Origin of the sequence: Kitasatospora sp. CMC57 (genome assembly GCF_045866025.2) — a bacterium.
Lineage (GTDB): Bacteria > Actinomycetota > Actinomycetes > Streptomycetales > Streptomycetaceae > Kitasatospora.
The window spans coordinates 5,958,287-5,976,452 of sequence record NZ_AP035881.2 but is presented as its reverse complement, the minus strand read 5'-3'; the positions used below and the strand labels follow the sequence as shown (position 1 = coordinate 5,976,452).

Sequence of the window (18,166 nt, the reverse complement as noted above, 5' to 3'; positions counted from 1 at the left end):
ATCTGCTGCTCCGTGTGGTCACCGGCGGCCGGTGTCGGACCGGGTGATTCCGCGCTGACACAGCGTGACATAAACGCCGAGAGAATCAAGAACGCCCTCCGGCGAGCCCGGAGAGAGCCACGTACGCCTTCTCCCAGCCGGGCAGCGAGACCCGGCCGCGCAGCACCGACTCCGGATCGGCCGCGATCCGGCCGAGCAGTCGGTGGTAGATCCCGGCCATCGCGGCCGTGCAGGCGCGGCTGCGGCGGTCCAGCAGCGGCAGCAGCCGCAGGCCGTCCGCGAACGCCTCCCGGGCGCGCTCGGCCTGGAAGGCGATCAGCCCGGTGAAGTCCGCGCCGACCGGCGGCCGGTCCAGGGCGAACCCCTGTTCGCAGCCGAATCGAGCCAGGTCCTCGGTGGGGAGGTAGACCCGGCCGTTCAGCGCGTCCTCGCGCACGTCGCGCAGGATGTTGGTGAGCTGCAGGGCCAGGCCGAGGGTGTCCGCGTACTCGGCGCCGAGCTTCGGGTCCTCGCAGCCGTACACGCCGAGCGAGAGCCGGCCGATCGATCCGGCCACGCAGCGGCAGTAGACCTTGAGGTCCTCGAAGGTCCGGTACTCGACGCCCTTGAGGTCCATCTCGACGCCGTCGATCAGCTCGTCGAAACCGCCCAGGTCGATCGGGAAACGCCGGGCGGTGTCGCCCAGTGCGACCTTGATCGGGTCGGTGTCCTCCTCACTGACCGTGCCGAGCCGGACCTCGTCCAGCAGCTCACGGGTCTGCCGGAGCAGCTCGCCCTTCCGCTCGGCCGACAGCTCGCCGTCGCCGATGTCGTCCACCCGACGGGCCAGGGCGTAGAGCGCGGACATGCCGAGCCGCTTGGGCTCGGGCAGCAGCCGGATGCCGTAGCTGAAGTTCCGGGCCTGCAGGGCGGTGACCGCCTCGCAGTACCGGTAGGCCGCCATGACCGGGGCCGAGGCCAGTGGTGATGCCGCCACTCGGGCGTTCACCTTCCCTTCGCGAAGATTGCCGCCGCCTTCACCGCGAGGCGGCGCTTGTCCGGCTTCGCCTGTACGGCGAGCACGTCGTACCCGGCGGCCTCGATGGCCGACAGGGCCGCGTACCCGCCCGCGGTGAATCCCGCGAGCAGCAGACGGAGCCTTCCCCGAACCGTACCCACCAGCGGGGCGCCGTGGTCGAGCAGGGTGCGCGCCCGGTCGGCCTCGAAGGCGATCAGCTCGCGGACCCGGGCGTCGGCGCTGGGCGCGGCCAGGTCGGCCTCGGTCACGCCGAACCGGTCCAGGTCCTCGGTGGGGAGGTAGATCCGGCCCCTGGCCAGGTCCTCGGCCACGTCCTGGAGGTGCTCGACCAGCTGGAGCGCGGTGCAGATCGCGTCCGAGTAGGCGATCCGGTCGGGGGTGCCGTGACCGGCCACGGCCAGCACCAGTCGGCCGACCGGGTCGGCAGAGAGGGTGCAGTAGCCGACCAGGTCCTGGTAGCTGGGGTAGCGGGTGGTGGTCTGGTCCACCCGGTTGGCCTCGATGAGGCGCCGGAACGGCTCGGGGGTGACCGGGTGGCGGTCGATCAGCGGCACCAGGGCCCGCATCAGCGGGTGCTTGGGGCTGTCGGCGCTCGGGTCGAGCGCGGCACCGAAGGCCCGGTCGAGGTCCTGCTCCAGACCGTCCAGCAGGGCCAGCCGGAAGCCCTGGTCCGCCGGGGTGCCCGCGACGTCCAGGAGCGCGGCCACCCGCTCGGGTTCGGCCAGGTCACCGTCCCCGGCGTCGTCCACCAGCCGGGCGAACCCGTAGATCGCCATCAGGTCCGTCCGCCAGGCCGCAGGTAGGAACCCGGGGGCGACCGGGAAGTTCTCCAGGTCCGCCTTGCCGAGCGTGCCACCGTCCGTCGGACCGTCGGACCACCTCGAAGTCACCACTGCCGTCACTCCCCCGTTCTACACCGCGCTCGCGCGCCCGGCCCACCCGGACACGACCAGGGGGCCGGTTCCGGGTTCACCCCGGGCACCGGCCCCCGCCGTTCGGCCCACACCACTCAGTGGTTGAAGTTCTCGTACTCCTTCATGACGTCGTCGGTCGAGCCGTCCATCACCAGCTCGCCCTTCTCGATCCAGATGGTGCGCTCGCAGGTGTCCCGGATCGAGTTGTTGTTGTGGCTGACCAGGAAGACCGTGCCGGCCTCCTTGCGCAGCTCACGGATCCGGTCCTCGGAGCGGCGCTGGAACTTCTGGTCGCCGGTGGCCAGCGCCTCGTCGATCAGCAGCACGTCGTGGGTCTTGGCCGCCGCGATCGAGAACCGCAGGCGGGCCGCCATGCCCGAGGAGTACGCGCGCATCGGGAGCGAGATGAAGTCGCCCTTCTCGTTGATGCCCGAGAAGTCCACGATCTCCTGGTAGCGGGCCTTCACCTCGGCCGGGGACATGCCCATCGCCAGGCAACCCAGGATGACGTTGCGGTCACCGGTCAGGTCGTTCATCAGCGCGGCGTTCACGCCCAGCAGCGAGGGCTGGCCGTTGGTGTAGATGGCACCGCGCTCGGTCGGCAGCAGACCGGCGATGGCCGCCAGCATGGTCGACTTGCCGGAGCCGTTCGAGCCGATCAGGCCGACCGCCTCGCCCCGGTACGAGGTGAAGCTGATCCCCCGGACGGCGTGCACCTCGCGGATCGCGGGCGAGCGCTTCTTGGAGATGATCCGGCTGAGCGCCGAGGTGGCGCTGCCCTTCCCGGAGCCGGCCCCGTGCACCTTGTAGACGATGTGCACGTCGTCCACGACCACGGTGGGGACGCGGGCGTCCTGGACGTTCGTCATGGCGGCCTCTCGGGTCTCGGTGGTAGCGGTGTCAGCCACGGCCGTACTCCTCCTCTGCCTTCCAGAAGAAGATGAAGCCGGCCACACCGGCGACGAGCGCCCAGCCCAGCGCGATCACCCAGACGTGGTCGGGCAGCGCGTGCTTGTTGTACGCGTTCGGCATGAAGGCGTAGCGGATCAGGTCCATGTAGACCGAGGCCGGGTTCATCCGGAACAGCACCTGGAAGACCGTCGGCCACTTGTCCACCGCGCTCTGCACGCTGTACATGACGCCCGAGGTGTACATCCAGGTCCGCAGCAGGAACGGCATCAGCTGGGCCATGTCGCTGGTCTTGGCCCCGATCCGGGCCATCGCCAGCGCCAGGCCGGTGTTGAACACGCTCTGCAGCACCAGGGCCGGGATGATCAGCATCCAGGTCATCGTGGGCATCTGGAAGAACAGCACGATGACGACCAGGACGACCATCGAGATCAGCAGCTGCTGGAGCTGGATGATCGTGAAGGCGATCGGCAGCGCGGCCCGCGGGAAGTGCAGCGCCCGGATCAGCCCGAGGTTGTCGGAGATCGCCCGGGTGCCGGAGAGCACCGCGCTCTGGCTGAACTGGAAGACGAAGACACCGATGCACAGCCAGGCGATGTAGTCCGTGATGCCCTGGTTGCCCTTCATCATCACGCCGAACACCAGGTAGAACACCGCACAGTTGAGCAGCGGCGTCAGTACCTGCCACACCTGGCCGAGCTTGGCCGTGGTGTACTGCGCGACCAGTCGCGCGGTGGCGAACGCGACGATGAAATGTCGTCGGGCCCACAGGTCACGCACGTACTGGGAGAAGCTGGGCCGCTTGCCGCTCACCGAGAGGCCGTACTTGGCCGCGAGCTGCTTCGGGGTCAGACCCGCGTCAGCTCCGCCTGGGGCGGAGAAACTGACCGAGTCACTCACTGTCGACACATTCGTCCTTCACGGGATCGGATGACCAGGCTTCCGCCGAGGGGGAACGGCGGAGGTCCGGGCTGATCCACCGGGATCACGGGTGGATGTTCCGGTCCGGCGGCGGGGGCCACCGGAAGATTCTGCGATCAGATGATTGGTGGTCGGCCCATCCTGGTCAACCGCCATACCGTACGCCATCGCATCGGCCTGCGCGGACCGCACTGTTCGCGCCAACCGGCCCGGAATCCGCCCAGCCAGGCCTTGAACGCCGCACCGGACGGGCGACGGGCCAGGGTGAGCAGGAACCAGACTCCCAGGTAGAGAGGCACCAAGGGGGCCGGAAGGTTCCGTCGCGCCAGCCACACCCGGTTCCGGGCCACGTTGTGGAAGTACGTGGCGTGCCGGGCCGGGGAGGTGGTCGGGTGGAACAGCACCACGTCCGCGCGGTAGTCGATCGTCCAGCCGGCGTCCAGCGCGCGCCAGGCGAGGTCGGTCTCCTCGTGCGCGTAGAAGAACTCGCCGGGCAGCTGGCCGGCCTGGGCGAAGACCTCGCTCCGGACGGCGCTGGCGCCGCCCAGGAAGGTGGTCACCCGGGACGAGCGCAGCGGGTCGCTGGCCCGCAGCCGGGGGACGTGCCGACGCGCGGTCACCCCGGTCTCCGGGTCGGCGATCCGGAACGACACGATGCCGAGCGAGGGATCCGCCTCGAACGCCTGCCGGAGCAGCTCGGCCGAGTCGGTGTTCGGCAGCAGGCCGTCGTCGTCCAGGAAGAGCACCGCGTCCACGTCGCAGCCGTCCTTGCCGAACAGCTCGATGCCGACGTTGCGCCCGCCCGGGATGCCGAGGTTCTCCGGCAGCTCGACGGACCTGACGTCCGCCGGCAGCTCCGGCAGCGGCGCGCCGTTGCCGACCACGGCCAGCTCGACGGCCGGGCCCTGCTGGTTGCGGACCGACTCGATCAGGGCATTCAGCTCGTCGGGCCGGTTGCCCATCGTGATGATGACGGCGCCGAGCCGGAAGCCGTCGCTCATCGCAGCCTGCTGGAGAGCACGATGCTGAGCAGGTGCAGCACGGTCTGGAGCATCGCGATCGCGGCCAGCACGACCACCGCGAGCCGGGTGAAGAACAGCTCGCCCGCGACCGCGTCGGCGATCCCGGCGGCCAGGATCAGCAGCGAGGCCTCGACCGCGCCGACCAGCCGGTGGAACTTCAGGAAGGCGGCGGCCTTGCGGGCCTTGGCCACACCGGCGGAGCGCGGCACGGCGGCGGCGTCCTCCACGGCGGTCAGACCGCTGCGGGCCCGGGCCACGTCCACCAGGTCGGTCTCCGACTTGATCAGGATGGCGCCGAGCGCGGCCAGCGTGCCGAGGAAGGCCCACTCCCAGTGCGAGGCGCCGCCCTGCCGGTGGAACAGGTCGGTGGCCCGCAGGCCGAGGCCGGTGAGCAGCGCCGCCTCGGACATGTAGTGGCCGACCCGGTCCAGGTAGACCCCGGTCAGCGAGGTCTGCCGACGCCAGCGCGCCACCTCGCCGTCGACGCAGTCGAGCAGCAGGTACACCTGGATCAGGACGGCGCCGAGCACCGCACCGGCGAGGCCGGGGATCACCAGCGCGGCACCGGCCAGGATGCCGGTGAACATCATCAGGTAGGTCAGGCCGTTCGGCGTGATCGCCGTGACGGTGGAGAGCACCCGGGTGATCCGCAGCGAGATCTTCCGCATGTAGAGGCGCCCGGCCCAGTGCTCCGCGCTACGGCGCTGGAGCATGCCCTCGGGGTGGATCACGGCGCGCAGCTCCTCGATGGAGGGGCGGCGGGTCAGATCGACCGCGGGGCGGTCAGCTGTTGACGGCTTGGACATAGTCGGCGTACGAGTCCCTGATGTCAGAGGGCGAGAGGTCCAGGTGTTCCAGGATGGTGAACCGTCCCGGACGGGTGTTCGGAGCGTAGTGCACCGCCTTGGTGAACTCCTCCTCGGTGAAGCCGATCTGATCCGCGGTCACCGGTAGTCCGTGGAACCGGAGTCGGTCCACGATCAGGCCGGTCAGCCCGCGTTCGCCCCGCAGGAAGCTGGCGAAGGCCGCACCGAGGCCGACCTGTTCGCCGTGCTGGGCCGATCGCTTGGGGAAGAGCACGTCCAGGGCGTGCGAGATCTCGTGGCAGGCGCCCGAGGAAGGCCGGGTGCTGCCAGCGATGTTCATCGCGATGCCGGACAGTACCAGGGCCTCGGCGAGCGTGGTGAGGAGGTCCCGATCTTGCAGCGAACCGGGGTGCCGGAGCACGTTCTCCCCCGCCGACCTGGCCATCGCCACGGCCAGTCCGTCCACCGGTTCGCCGGTGACGGCGTGCGAGAGCTCCCAGTCCGCGCAGGCCGAGAGGTTGGAGACCACGTCCCCGATCCCGGCCGCGACGAAGCGCGGCGGGGCCTGCCCGATCACGTCCAGGTCGACCACGATGCCGATCGGGCTGGGCACCCCGTAGGAGCCCCGCCCGGCGTCGTTGTCGAGGATCGAGACCGGCGAGCAGATCCCGTCGTGCGCCAGATTGGTGGCGACCGCGACCAGCGGCAGCCCGACCCGGGCGGCGGCGTACTTGCCGACATCGATGATCTTGCCACCCCCGAGCGCGACCATGGCGTCGTAGTGGCCCGCCCGCATCTGCTCGGCCAGCAGTACCGCGCTGTCCAGGCTGCCGTCGGTCACCTCATACCAGTCGGCACTGGGCAGCGCGGGCTCCAGCCGCTCGCGCAGCCGGGCCCCGGAGCCGTTGCTGATCGCCACCGCGATCCGCCCGGCGGCCGACAGCCGCTGGTCGGCGAGGATGCCGGCCAGCGCGTCCAGCGCGCCGGGGCGGATCTCGACGAAGACCGGCGAGGGGACCAGTCGGGTCAGTACTGGCACGCGATCTCCCGCGCCCTGGCCAGATCGGCGTGGTTGTCGACCTCGACCCAGGTGACCTCGCCGATCGGCTGCACGTCGATCCGCAGCCCCCGGTTCACCATCTCCTGGTAGCCGTCCTCGTAGTACAGCTGCGGGTCGCGCTCGAAGGTGGCCTGCAGCGCGCTGCTCAGGTCGGCGGCGGCCGAGGGGTTGATCACGGTGACCCCGATGTACTCGCCGGTGGCCTCCTCGGGCTCCATCAGCTTGGTGATCCGGCGCATCCCGGTGACCGGGTCGACGATCACCTTCATCTCCTCGTCGGCGAGCTTCTTCACCGTGTCGAGGGCGAGCAGAATGCCGGGGGCGTTGCCCTCGCCGATCATCCGGTCGTTGCCGTCCAGCATGGTGCGCTGCACCGAGGCCGGGTGCACGGTGTCGCCGTTGGCGAGCAGCAGGCCCTCGCCGAACAGGTCCCGGGCGCACCAGAGCGAGTAGGCGTTGTTCCACTCCTCGGCCTTGTCGTTCTCGACCAGGGTGAGCTTGACGCCGTACTTCCGCTCCAGGGCGTCCTTGCGGTCGTACACCGCATCCTTGCGGTAACCCACCACGATGGCGGCCTCCCGCAGGCCGACCTCGGCGAAGTTGCCGAGGGTCAGGTCCAGGACGGTCCGCTCCCCGTCCACCGGCACCAGAGCCTTCGGCAGGGTGTCGGTGTACGGGCGCAGCCGGCGGCCGGCGCCGGCTGCCAGAACGAGGCCGATCATGCGGTGTCTCCTGACTCGTGTTCTGCTGTGACGCCGCCTGCGATGGCGTCCTCTGCGGTGGCGCCTCTTGCCGTGGCGCCTTCTGCCGTGCCGTCGCCGAGGACCCCGGAGCGGACGCTCGCGAGAACCACCCACGAGCGCGAACACGACCCGGCAGGCCGGTGCTCCGGTGCCGTCACGCAGGCGGGACACCGTGTCGTAGTGATGGTAGGCGACCGCGGCGACCACTCCGAAAGCAGTGGGCGGCGCCCCGGTGTCCGGCCGGCGGACGGGACCGTCACTCCGCGGCCGGCCGGGCCGCGCCGATGTGGAGATTCTCAGAAGACGACGTGCGCGGATCGCGATCGATCATGAATCGAACGGGCTCTCTGGTCATCCGGCCCTTCCAGGTCCTCGTGTGCGTCGCACCCATTCGGGTACCGAGCCATACGGCAGACTGGCTCTCGGGCGCCCGCACGGCACCCCGGTTGGGCCGGCCCAGCCCATGCCTTCCCCTGGTCCCCGTTTCCGAAAGAGGCCCCATGCCCGAGACCCGACCGACCGGTCAGACCCTGCTCGCCGAGGACGGCGTCGCCTCGACCCCCGGGGAGATCCTGCTCGAGCTAGTCGACGACGAGGGCGTGACCATCGGCACCGCCGAGAAGCACTCGGCCCACCAGCAGCCGGGCCGGCTGCACCGGGCGTTCTCGGTCTTCCTGTTCGACCGCCAGGGCCGGATGCTGCTCCAGCGCCGCGCCCTGACCAAGTACCACTCCCCGGGCGTCTGGTCGAACACCTGCTGCGGCCACCCGTACCCCGACGAGCAGCCCTTCGTCGCGGCCGCCCGGCGCACCGCCGAGGAACTGGGAGTCGCGCCCGCGCTGCTCTGCGAGGCGGGTACGGTCCGCTACGACCTGCCCGACGAGGCCACCGGCCTGATCGAGCGCGAGTGGAACCACCTCTTCGTCGGCCTGGTCACCGCCGACGTGGCGCCCGACCCGGACGAGGTCGACGACACCCGCTTCGTCACTGCGGAGGAGCTCAAGGCCCTGGAGGCTGAGCTGCCCACCTCGGTCTGGTTCCGGACGGTCTTCGAGGCCGCCCTCCCCGGCATCCGCGAGATCGCCGGCCGGGACTGGTAGTTCCAGCCCTCCAGCGGCTCCGCCTCTTGGCCCGCTCCGGCCCTCGACCGGGCGCTGTCCCGCAAGAACCTGCTCCGGCGGGACTGCCCGGCGCTGTCCCGCAACAGCCGGATCCGGCCCTCAGCGCCGGGGGTGCCAGTCGCCCCCGGCGCCGTCCTCCCGGCGGGGCCGGGGCGAGGGCAGCGGGAGCGAGGCCCAGACCACCTTGCCGCCCTCGCCGGTCCGCTCCACGTCGCACACCCCACCGGCCTGCAGCGTCACGCTCTTCACCAGCAGCAGCCCCCGGCCGCCGAGCTGTCCGAGATCACTCTCCAGCGCCTTCGGCCGGTACGGGTGCCCGTCCTCCACCGAGACCCGGACCCAGCCGTCGTCGATCACCAGCTCGGTGGTCAGCTGCGGGGACAGCACCGCGGCGTGCGTGACCGCGTTGCTGACCAGCTCCGAGACGATCAGCAGCAGGTCGTCGATCAGCTCCTGGTAGTCCTGGCCCGCCATCCCCTGCGCCAGCAGCCGGTCCCGCACCGCATGCCGGGTCTGCGGGACGGAGGCCTCGTGCGCCACCGCCGAGAACCGCCAGACCCCCTTCACGGGCCCACCGCCCGTCCCCTTGATCGGCTCACTGCTCGGCACCGCCGTCAGCCGTCTCGTCACTGCCTCGGCCGGTTCTCTGGTCTGCTCCACGTCAAGCCGCCCTTCGCACTGGACCACCGAGGCTAGGAGAACGAAAGTCAGCAGCGGCTCAGCGACTGCAACTTGACGGGCCGTGGCGTGTCCCGACCGTTCCATGACCACTCCTGACCGTTCCCATGCATCTTCAGGCCCACCGTCGACGGAACATTCACGCCCCCGACGGCTTCCCCACACTCCTGGTCCATCCCTCCCCTCTCTGCCCGTTCTGCACCGATCCGTCCCCCTCCCCTCGCCGGAGGCCGTCACCGGCCCCCGGACCCGGAAGAAACGCAGGTGAGAAGCACTCCCACGGCCTGGTAGTGTTCTCTCTGTCGCCAAGGGGAACAGCACAAAACACCCCAAGGCACACACCCTGTCCGGGTGGCGGAATGGCAGACGCGCTAGCTTGAGGTGCTAGTGCCCTTTATCGGGCGTGGGGGTTCAAGTCCCCCCTCGGACACCAGGCAAGACCCCACTTCACGTGGGGTCTTTCTGCTTTGCGGGCTCGGTGCGGTGGTTGCGTGACCCACCGCGTGACCCACCGGAATGGTCTCGCCTTGAAACCCGGACCGTGCTTGCGTGGTCGCCTCCGGTGGCCGCTACGGACCGGGGCAAGGGCACTGGACCCGGCAGCCCTACTTCGCCTGGGTCGGTCGGGCTCGTTCCGGTCGTCGCCCCGTGCCGTCGCACGCCTCGCACGCATGCTTGAGTTCGTCGTTGCTGTTGGCGATCTTCACCGACACGAACCCGGTCCCCTGGCAGACGTTGCAGTACATGGCGGCTCCTACGAAACCGTGATGCGGCCAGAGCCCCCGCAGGTCGAGCACTGGTACCGCAAGCCGTTCTGAGTGATGTACCCCTTGCCCCCGCAGGTGCACGGGATGGTGCCCAGTTCCACGGGAAGCGCGGCGGGGGCCGGACGGTCGAGCACGTGCAATGGTGCCATGGTGCGTACCTCCTGACGTGGTTCGGCTCAATCGGCGGATGACGGTTGAGTAGGCGCCTGCCCCAGAGGCGGCAGCGAAGGCGTTGACCAACCCTGGACACTCATCCGTCGCTCTCCCACACTGCCCGGCCGCCCATGTCGAGCATCGCCCGGAGCACGGCGCGGTGATGCTGCCGGTGCGCCCGGTCGGTGCGGCGCAGGCAGATCGCCAGACTCAGCGGACCCTCGTCCCCGCCCTGATGGAGCGACAGCCCGGCTCGCACGGTGACGCCCCGACGTCCACAGCAGAAGCACTCACCAAGGGTGCAACCCGGTACCCGCTCCCCCGTCAGCACGTCGCCGGGCGTGGAATTGAGACGGTCCGCCCGTGGGAGTGGGAATACCATCAGCTACAGGTGGAAGCCCTGTCGAAGAGTACTTCCGTACGGATGATCAGCAGGGTTCGGAAGGAAGCACCATGGGCGGGCATGACCACGACCTGAGCGGGGCGGAGTTCCGCAGCTCCAGCTACAGCAACAACGGCGGGCAGTGCATCCAACCGACGATGAACCTGCACGCCCCCCGAGGCATCGTGCCCGTGCGCGACAGCAAGGACCCTGACGGCCCCCGGCTGGTCTTCTCGGCCACTGCGTGGGCTGCCTTCGCCAGCTTCGCGGCCACCTTCCAGGTCTGACTGTCCTGCCTCACGTTCAAGGCCCCGGCTGTTTAGCTGGCCGAGGCCTCGTGCCGTCTCGGCCACCCTGCGCTCATGGGTCAGAGGCTCAGAACTCCTTGCCCACCAGCCGGTCGAACACCATGCTCCACAAGTTGTCGTCCTCGGTGAACGCCTGAGGGTCCTTGGATTCGAGGTAGGTACGCAGCTGTTCCGTGCACTGGTCGGCCTGCTGGCCGGTGGTACCCGCGATGTGCTTCATGCAAGCCCGTAGCGGTTCTGGCGCACGTGATCTTGCCTGGGCACCAAGGCACCACCATCGAGGTAAACCGAGGCCACGACCCGGGCGCGGGCTGTGGGCCCGGATGACCGCGGGCCCGCCGTCGCTCCACCATCGGTGCGACGGCGGGCCCACCAGGCTGCTCGCTCAGTCCTTGAGGTACTTCGACGCGTCGACGACCTGGTCCGCCGGCGGCGGGGTGACCGTCACAGCCTTCTCGAAGTCGGCGAACGTCATCGTCGCGGGCTCCTTGCCCGTCGTGCTCATCTGCACCAGGTACGGCTCGCCCTCGGCGGCGATCGCGACCTCGGCGGTCTTGTCGGTGATCACCACCGCCTTCACCGAACCGATCTGCTTGGTACCGCCCTTGACCGCACCGGCCGTGTCGTCGCTACCGTCTTCCTTCTTGCCCACGTCTTCAGGGCCTCCAGGCCCATATCGCAGAACGACGACATGCCCTTCACGGCCGCGTCGTCCCCGTTGCCCTTCAGGTACTTGCCGGCCATCGTCTTCGACAGGCCCGCGCCGATCATCTTGACCCAGAACACCGCGTCCGGCTTGAGCCACACCGTGCCGTTGGCGCGCAGCACGTCGAACCCGCCCTTGTCGCCTTCGGTCACCTGACCCGCGCAGTTGCCCGACTGCGCGTCGCTCACCGGCCATTGCGCGACGCTCGAAGCCTCGCCGGCTGCGCCGGGCGGTTGCAGACCACAAATCGACTGATACACAGCTCCTCTGACTGTCATTCAGACGCCGTAAACACACTGTGCGCCTCCCAACTGCCTGGAAGGCGCACAGAGTTGCCGTGATGTCAGTGCGATCTAGAGGTCGACGAATTCGGTGTCAGTGGTGGCGACGATGACTTCGGTGACGGTGTTGCGGTAGACACGTCTCGCTGATTGGTGGACCCACAGGCCAAGCGATGACACAGGGACAGCCGTTCAGCTCAGCTGAGGCTCCACTGCTGGTTCGACTGCCCGTTGCAGGACCAGAGTTCGGCCAACGCACCGTCGGCGGTGGAGCCCCCGGTGACGTCCAGGCAGAGGCCGGACTGGTTGCCGGTGACGGTGCCGTTGGAGTTCAGGGTCCACTGCTGGTTGGCGCCGCCGTTGCACGGCCAGGTGACCACCTTGGTGCCCGCCGTGGTCTGCTTCTGGTAAGCGTCCAGGCACAGCTGGCTGCTGCCGGAGTAGACCGTCAACTGCCCTGCGGAGGTGCGGGTCCAGATCTGGTTGGCCTGCCCGCTGCAACTCCATATCTGCAGCTGCGCACCGGCCGTCGTGGACGAGTTCGGCACGTCCAGGCACTTGCCCGCACCGCCCGCGTGCAGCGCCCCGGTGGTCGCGCTGCCGCCGGCACCGTAGGCGACGGAGTTGAGGTTGGCCTGGACGGCGTTCTCGGTGGCGTCCGAGGGGTAGCCGGAGGTCATCACGCCTTCGTAGAAGGTGCCTTGGGCACCCTTGCTGTTGTCGCCGCCGATGCCCAGGATGATCGCGCCCTGCTTCCGCATCGGGTTGTAGCCCGCGACGTTGGGCCGCACGCCGTCGTAGAACGTCGACAGGCCGCCGGACTGGGCGTTGCCGCCGCGGATGGCCCAGTGGTTCGGTCCGCCCTTGACGATCGCCGTGGTGTAACGGTGGCTGATCGTCGGGTCGTTCGCGTTGTAGTGCTGGTTCACGCCGGAGAACAGGCCGTTCTCCAGGTCGGCCATGATCCACGGACCGTTGCCGGTGCCGTAGCCCCACACCTTGATGTTGCCGAAGTAGATGGCCTCCATCGTTCCGTTGCCGTCGTCGTTGCTGTCGGTCTCGGCGTTGCCGTAGTCGAAGCAGCAGCCGCCGTTGTAGTGCGTACCGTCCAGGACGGCGTACATCCCCTCCGGGCTGTCGCCGGTGGCGATGCCCGAGGTCTGGTTGTTGCGGTAGCCGGTGCCGGGGGCCACGAAGACGCCGTACGCCTTGTGGCCGCCGACGGTGGTCGGCGCGGCGGTGGCGTCCGCGAGGTTGTCGGGGCCGCCCGCCGCGCCTCCCCCGGGGGCCTGGGTGAGCTTGTTGTTCCGGCCGGACTGGTCGTAGATCACGGTGATCACGCACGAGGTGCCCGCGCAGAACGAGTCCTGCGAGGCGGCATCGGCGTACCCCCCGGCGCCCAGCACCCCGATGTCCCGCGTGGCGTTGTCCGAGGCGCGCCGCACCTGGTAGAGCGCGCCGCTGTACGAGGAGTACAGCGCGCGGGTGGTGGCGTGCGCCGCCACGCACGGCGTGCCGCCCGCGGCGTAGAGGTCACACGGCAGCGAACCGGCCGCCTGCGCCGGCGTCCCCGCTGCTCCCGCTGCTCCCGCCAACACTCCTGCCACCAGGGCGGCAGCGACTCCCGCCCCCGCGAAGCGGTGCCGTAATGCCGTCAGCAGCGAGCGGACACTGCCGCCCGTGGTCCCGGTACGTGTGGTTCGCATCTGGTCTCCCTGTCGGGTGGGCACGGCACACTCCCACAGTGTTAGCGCTCACATCTGCGCGCGAAAGGGCCCGCGAAGGAACGCCCGGCGGGGCGTGTCGAGAGGGGGTTTCGGAGCAAGACGGTGCTCCCCCTCCGCGGACCTGTCAAGAGATCCGACACGCAGTCACCGATTTCGAGCACCGGTGCACGGCGGCGAGCCCGTGGTCTACGCGCGATACGCTCGGGCACTGCGCGATGTTGAGGAGTGGTATGGGCACGCATGAGCGGTGGACGCGGCTGCTGGAGGTCCTGGGCGACCGAGGGCGGATCGAGGTCGTCGAGGCCGCGGAACTGTTGGGGGTCTCCACGGCCACGGTCCGCCGTGACATGGAGGAGTTGGCCCAGCAGCAGCTGCTGACCCGCACGCGCGGGGGCGCGGTGGTGAGCGGAGTCGCGTACGACCTGCCGCTGCGCTACAAGACCGCGCGCCAGGCGGACGAGAAGCGCCGGATCGCGCGGGCGGCGGCGGGCCTCGTGCCGCCCGGTGCGGTGGTCGGCCTGAACGGGGGGACCACCACCTCGGAGGTCGCGCGCGAATTGGCGTCCCGGGCCGACCTCGCCGAGCACGAGCACGGGACCGCGCTCACCATCGTCACCAACGCCATCAACATCGCGCACGAGCTCGCGGTCCGACCGTACGTGAAGACGGTGGTCACCGGTGGAGTGGCCCGGCCCAACTCCTACGAGCTGACCGGGCCGTTGGCCACCATGGTGCTCCAGGGGCTCTCGCTGGACTTCGCGATCCTCGGGGTGAACGCCCTGGATCCGAGGTTCGGTGCCACCACCCACGACGAGGGCGAGGCCAGCGCCAACCGGGCGATGGCCGAGCGGGCGGAGAAGGTGATCGTGGTCGCTGACTCGACCAAGCTCGGCAAGCGCGCGTTCGCCCGGGTCTGCGCGGTGGAGGAGATCTCGGTGCTGGTCACCGACAAGGACGCTCCGGACGAGCTGGTGGAACAGTACGCCGGACTCGGCGTGAACGTGCTCTGCGTGTGACACGTCCGCACGGTGCACCGCCGGGTGACACCACTGCGCGGTGGACCGACGGGCCCACCGCGCAGTGGCGCCGGGTCAGGCCCCGGGCGGGGTGAGGTACGGAGCCGCCCAGGTCTGGTTGGTCTGCAGCGCGCTGGGGGACGCACCGCAGCTGTAGAGGTCGACCGGGGTGCCGGCGGTGCTCGTGGTGCCGGAGTTGACGTCCAGGCACTTGCTGGTGCCCGCGAGCTTCAGGTTGCCGTCACGGTTGTACGTCCAGGTCTGGTAGCCGGGTGCCGTGCCGCACGGGGCGACCCCGACCCACTGCCCGCTCTGGCCGTTGACGGCGCCGGTGGTGACGGTGGACTGGGCGGTCAGGCAGAGGTTGGACGTGCCGCTCTGCAACAGCTGGACCGAGCCGTCGGCGTTGCGCTGCCACTGCTGGTTGGAGCCGCCGGTGCAGAAGTACACGTCGACCGGGTTGTTGGTGCCGGTCCCGGAGCGGTAGTTGTCCAGGCAGAGCGAGGCCTTGGCCCAGTTGGCGCGGCTGGCCGTGATCTGACCCCGTGCGGTGGTGCCGCCGCAGCCGTTCTTCGCCGTGATCCTGAGCATCGCGCTGTCATGGCTGCCGATGGCCAGCGGCACCGTGCCGGTGGAGCTGCTGGTGGTGTGGGCCCACAGGTCACGCACGTCGTAGCCGCAGCCTGCCGTGTCGAAGCCGGCGGCCGACAGCGGGAGGGTGTAACTGGCGGACGCCGGGCCCTTGTTGAGGACCACCACGGCGCGACCGCCGTCGGCCAGCGGCTTGACCACGACATCGAGGCCGGCGGCCGCCGCCGGGGTGCCGTCGCCGTTGGCCGCACCGCCGGACACCCGGTAGCCACCGGCACCCAGCGCGTCCTGGTCGACCGCGATGACCTCGGAGTTGCCGAGGATCGCGATCGAGGCGTTCAGATGCGCGGCCTCGGCCGGGTGGGCGGCGAGGTATGAGGGCGAGAACTTGCGGGCGTCGGTGGAGATCACCAGCGGCGCCGCCAGCGCGGAGAACAGCGACATCTGGCTGCGCTCCTCGGCGGTGCTCATGCCGTTGTCGCCGATCAGCAGCATGTCGGCGTCGTTCCAGTTGCCAGGACCCTGGTAGCGGCTCAGCTCGAGGGAGTTGTCGAAGCTCTGGTACGCACCGAAGTTGTACGAGGACTGGACCCCGAGCGGCTGGTTCCACGGGTCGGTGGCGCCGTTGTCGTAGTCGTTGAAGATGTCGGGACCGACCCGCCACAACTGGCCGAGCGAGCGCACCCACTCCATCGACGCGAACTTGGCCGGGCCGTTGCCGAGGCCGGCCGGGGCCGAGATGTTGAACATGACGTTCGGCCGCGGGGTGCCGCCGTTGTTGGCGTTGGTGACAGCGGTGTTCAGGGCGGTCGACATCCGGGAATCGAGGGTCCGGACCGCCTCCTGGGTGCCGCAGTTGTCGTACTTCAGCGCGTCAACTCCCCAGCTCACAAGGGAGTTCGCGTCGTTCTGCTCGTAGTACTCACTGCCGTTGGGCAGGTTGGGCGCGGTCGGCGTGGCGGTGCTGCAGGTATGGGTGCCGGACGTCTCGTAGATGCCGAACCTGGCTCCGAGGCTGTGCAGGTAGTTGCCGTAGGCCGTCAACTCGTATTCGAATCCCGGCTGTTGGGCGGTGTTGCGGACGTCGGTGGCGCCGCCCCAGTTCAGCGCACCGTGCAGGTAGCCGGAGCTGTTGCGGTACATCCAGCAGTCGTCGACGGTGACGGTCCGGTAGCCGGCCGAGATCAGCCCGGCGTCGTGCAGGCCCTTGGCGTTGTCCTGCATGTACTGCTGGAACGAGTAGTTCAGCCGGCTGGAACCGTCGAGCGGTGCCTGCGGCGTACAGGTGGCGCGGGCCCAGTTGTTGAAGCCCATCGGCGGGGCGGCGGCGATCGGCCCCTGCGGGTTCGCCACGGAGGAGTAGTTGGCGGCCGACTGGCTCACGCCGTCGTTCGCGGTGGCCGGGGTAGCGGTGAGGGCGGAGCCCGCGACGAGCACGGCGGCGGTCAGCAGGGCGGGGGCGGCCCGGTACAGGATGCGCTTGGTCACTAGGGGATCCTTCCATGCCTGATCATTTCTGAGCTAATAGCCCATTGATCAAGCAGCTTCAATCAAGTGCCGGACAGCTTGGTTCGCCGTGATGGTAGGCGTCAAGGGGTCTGTCATGACCGGTTCTCCGGGACTCGGTGCGATCGCAACGCTTCGATAACGCCGATTGGCCTACGGATGGCCGACGGGCACACTGCCTCCATCAATGCTCATAGATGAGCGGAACATCGCGCGTTGCTCAGATCCGTGCATGAAGTCCTCCCTCACGAACGGCACTCCCGTGAAGAATCCTCGCTTCCTCGCCGTCACCGCAGCCGGACTGGCCGCCGCACTCGCGCTGTCCGCCTGCGGCGACGGCTCCTCGGCCGGTGACGGCGCGACCATCACCTTCGTCGCGGCCGACTACGGCTCCAGCGGCCAGAATCCGACGCAGGCGTACTGGCAGGACGTGATCTCGGCCTTCGAGCGCCAGAACCCGAAGATCAAGGTCCGGCTCCAGGTGATCGACTGGAACGACCTCGACAGCCAGGTCGCGGCCATGGTGCAGAACGGCAGGCAGCCGGACCTCCTGCAGGCCGGTGGCTACGCCGACTTCGCGCGGAGCCGCCTGCTCTACCCGGCCTCCGACGTGCTCTCCGCCACCACGGCGCTCGACTTCCTCCCCGCGATCACCCGGGCGGGCGAGCAGGACGGCGTCCAGTACGGCATCCCGTTCGTCTCCAGTGCCCGGATGTTCCTGATCAACAACACCCTCTTCAGGAAGGCCGGCCTCGACCCGGCCAGGCCGCCGAGGACCTGGGACGAGGTCACCGCCGCCGCCACCGCGCTGAAGAAGGCGGGCGTGGAGGTCCCGCTCGGCCTCCCGCTCGGCAGGGAGGAGGCGCAGGCCGAGTCGCTCATCTGGATGTTGGAGAACCACGGCGACTACCAGAGCCTCCAGGGCCACTACACCATCGACTCCCAGGCCAACCTCGACACCTTCACCCAGCTGAAGGGCTGGGTCGATGCCGGCCTGACCGAGCGGAACCCGGCCGCCGTCGACCGGACCGACCTCGCCAAGGAGTTCGCGGCCGGCCGGGTCGGCATGCTCAACGGCTTTCCCGGCCAGCTCGCCGAGCTCGGCAGCATGGACGTCAGCTGGACCGCCATGCCCAGCAAGGGCGGCACCGCCAACGCCACGCTCGGTGTCGCGGACTGGGTGATGGCCTTCAAGAAGGGCGGCCACAGACGCCAGGTCAAGGCCTTCCTCAACTTCGCCTACGGCACGGAGAACACGGTGCGGTTCGCCAAGGAGTACAAGCTGCTCCCGGTCACCCAGCCCGCACTGGCCGCACTCCAGGCCGACCCGGAGGAGAAGGCCCTGCAGCCCTTCCTCAGGATCCTGCCGACCGCAACTTTCTACCCGCTCAGCGACCCGACCTGGCCCGCCGTCTCCCTGCAGATCAGGACCCGGATCGGCAGCGCCGTTGCCGAGCCGAAGAAGACCCTCGACGCGTTGCAGCAGACCGCCGAGCAGGCCACCGAGCAAGCTGCCGCGCAGGCGGTCCGGTAGCCG

General features: G+C 69.5%; 19 protein-coding genes, 1 tRNA gene and 1 pseudogene. 5 read left to right on the top strand and 16 right to left on the bottom strand.

Annotated elements, in window-relative coordinates; all coding sequences use genetic code 11:
* Positions 1-85 precede the first annotated feature (85 nt).
* The 9 genes and pseudogenes from hpnD to ACKUU6_RS26770 all read right to left on the bottom strand — a co-directional run.
* On the bottom strand, positions 86-943 hold the full coding sequence (hpnD, locus tag ACKUU6_RS26810) for a presqualene diphosphate synthase HpnD (RefSeq protein ID WP_407992250.1): 858 nt from the start codon (positions 941-943) through the stop codon (positions 86-88).
* A gap of 41 nt (positions 944-984) precedes the next feature.
* Positions 985-1,911, bottom strand: coding sequence for a squalene synthase HpnC (gene hpnC, locus ACKUU6_RS26805; RefSeq protein ID WP_407991133.1), 927 nt, complete (start codon positions 1,909-1,911; stop codon positions 985-987).
* A gap of 116 nt (positions 1,912-2,027) precedes the next feature.
* On the bottom strand, positions 2,028-2,801 hold the full coding sequence (locus ACKUU6_RS26800; RefSeq protein WP_407992249.1) for an ABC transporter ATP-binding protein: 774 nt from the start codon (positions 2,799-2,801) through the stop codon (positions 2,028-2,030).
* A 31-nt stretch (positions 2,802-2,832) separates the two neighbouring features.
* Positions 2,833-3,750: an ABC transporter permease gene (locus ACKUU6_RS26795; RefSeq protein WP_407991132.1), complete on the bottom strand. Its 918-nt coding sequence runs from the start codon at positions 3,748-3,750 to the stop codon at positions 2,833-2,835.
* Between the two features lie 128 nt (positions 3,751-3,878).
* The gene (locus tag ACKUU6_RS26790) at positions 3,879-4,763 is read right to left on the bottom strand and encodes a glycosyltransferase family 2 protein (RefSeq protein ID WP_407991131.1); all 885 of its coding nucleotides are present in this window, start codon (positions 4,761-4,763) and stop codon (positions 3,879-3,881) included.
* The gene (locus ACKUU6_RS26785; protein WP_407992248.1) at positions 4,760-5,497 is read right to left on the bottom strand and encodes a CDP-alcohol phosphatidyltransferase family protein; all 738 of its coding nucleotides are present in this window, start codon (positions 5,495-5,497) and stop codon (positions 4,760-4,762) included. The genes ACKUU6_RS26790 and ACKUU6_RS26785 overlap by 4 nt, the downstream gene beginning before the upstream one ends.
* Positions 5,498-5,567: 70 nt before the next feature.
* Positions 5,568-6,629 carry an iron-containing alcohol dehydrogenase family protein gene (locus ACKUU6_RS26780; protein ID WP_407991130.1) on the bottom strand — a complete coding sequence of 354 codons (1,062 nt, stop codon included), beginning with the start codon at positions 6,627-6,629 and terminating at the stop codon, positions 5,568-5,570.
* Positions 6,617-7,372, bottom strand: a complete 756-nt coding sequence (locus ACKUU6_RS26775; RefSeq protein WP_407991129.1) for a sugar phosphate nucleotidyltransferase — start codon at positions 7,370-7,372, stop codon at positions 6,617-6,619. The genes ACKUU6_RS26780 and ACKUU6_RS26775 overlap by 13 nt, the downstream gene beginning before the upstream one ends.
* Positions 7,373-7,507: 135 nt before the next feature.
* Positions 7,508-7,687: pseudogene (locus ACKUU6_RS26770) on the bottom strand (DUF5941 domain-containing protein); the annotation flags it as partial.
* Positions 7,688-7,893: 206 nt separating this feature from the next.
* On the opposite strand from ACKUU6_RS26770, the gene idi reads away from it, so the two are divergent.
* Positions 7,894-8,493, top strand: coding sequence for an isopentenyl-diphosphate Delta-isomerase (gene idi, locus ACKUU6_RS26765; protein ID WP_407991128.1), 600 nt, complete (start codon positions 7,894-7,896; stop codon positions 8,491-8,493).
* A 120-nt stretch (positions 8,494-8,613) separates the two neighbouring features.
* Here the strand turns inward: idi and ACKUU6_RS26760 are convergent, their stop codons facing one another.
* Positions 8,614-9,174 carry an ATP-binding protein gene (locus ACKUU6_RS26760; protein WP_407991127.1) on the bottom strand — a complete coding sequence of 187 codons (561 nt, stop codon included), beginning with the start codon at positions 9,172-9,174 and terminating at the stop codon, positions 8,614-8,616.
* A 363-nt stretch (positions 9,175-9,537) separates the two neighbouring features.
* Between ACKUU6_RS26760 and ACKUU6_RS26755 the strand changes: the two genes are divergently transcribed.
* Positions 9,538-9,625: transfer RNA gene (locus ACKUU6_RS26755), tRNA-Leu, on the top strand.
* Between the two features lie 584 nt (positions 9,626-10,209).
* Here ACKUU6_RS26755 and ACKUU6_RS26750 read toward each other — a convergent pair.
* Entirely contained in the window at positions 10,210-10,371 is a 162-nt protein-coding gene (locus tag ACKUU6_RS26750; RefSeq protein WP_407991126.1) for a hypothetical protein, read from the bottom strand.
* A 194-nt stretch (positions 10,372-10,565) separates the two neighbouring features.
* Here ACKUU6_RS26750 and ACKUU6_RS26745 point away from each other — a divergent pair, with 194 nt between their 5' ends.
* Entirely contained in the window at positions 10,566-10,781 is a 216-nt protein-coding gene (locus ACKUU6_RS26745; RefSeq protein WP_407991125.1) for a DUF397 domain-containing protein, read from the top strand.
* Between the two features lie 88 nt (positions 10,782-10,869).
* Here the strand turns inward: ACKUU6_RS26745 and ACKUU6_RS26740 are convergent, their stop codons facing one another.
* From ACKUU6_RS26740 to ACKUU6_RS26725, 4 genes are all read right to left on the bottom strand, one after another.
* Complete coding sequence (locus tag ACKUU6_RS26740) at positions 10,870-11,022, bottom strand: hypothetical protein (protein ID WP_407991124.1); 153 nt, start codon at positions 11,020-11,022, stop codon at positions 10,870-10,872.
* 165 nt (positions 11,023-11,187) lie between these two features.
* The gene (locus tag ACKUU6_RS26735; RefSeq protein ID WP_407991123.1) at positions 11,188-11,370 is read right to left on the bottom strand and encodes a hypothetical protein; all 183 of its coding nucleotides are present in this window, start codon (positions 11,368-11,370) and stop codon (positions 11,188-11,190) included.
* A gap of 8 nt (positions 11,371-11,378) precedes the next feature.
* Positions 11,379-11,768, bottom strand: a complete 390-nt coding sequence (locus ACKUU6_RS26730; RefSeq protein WP_407991122.1) for a hypothetical protein — start codon at positions 11,766-11,768, stop codon at positions 11,379-11,381.
* 218 nt (positions 11,769-11,986) lie between these two features.
* On the bottom strand, positions 11,987-13,495 hold the full coding sequence (locus tag ACKUU6_RS26725) for an arabinofuranosidase catalytic domain-containing protein (protein ID WP_407991121.1): 1,509 nt from the start codon (positions 13,493-13,495) through the stop codon (positions 11,987-11,989).
* A 251-nt stretch (positions 13,496-13,746) separates the two neighbouring features.
* Here ACKUU6_RS26725 and ACKUU6_RS26720 point away from each other — a divergent pair, with 251 nt between their 5' ends.
* Positions 13,747-14,532 (top strand): DeoR/GlpR family DNA-binding transcription regulator, encoded by a 786-nt coding sequence (locus ACKUU6_RS26720; protein WP_407991120.1) that lies wholly within the window; start codon positions 13,747-13,749, stop codon positions 14,530-14,532.
* Positions 14,533-14,607: 75 nt separating this feature from the next.
* Here the strand turns inward: ACKUU6_RS26720 and ACKUU6_RS26715 are convergent, their stop codons facing one another.
* Positions 14,608-16,611 carry a ricin-type beta-trefoil lectin domain protein gene (locus ACKUU6_RS26715; protein ID WP_407991119.1) on the bottom strand — a complete coding sequence of 668 codons (2,004 nt, stop codon included), beginning with the start codon at positions 16,609-16,611 and terminating at the stop codon, positions 14,608-14,610.
* 250 nt (positions 16,612-16,861) lie between these two features.
* On the opposite strand from ACKUU6_RS26715, the gene ACKUU6_RS26710 reads away from it, so the two are divergent.
* A complete protein-coding gene (locus ACKUU6_RS26710) occupies positions 16,862-18,163 on the top strand; it encodes an extracellular solute-binding protein (protein WP_408649643.1) in 1,302 nt (433 codons plus the stop codon).
* Positions 18,164-18,166 lie beyond the last annotated feature (3 nt).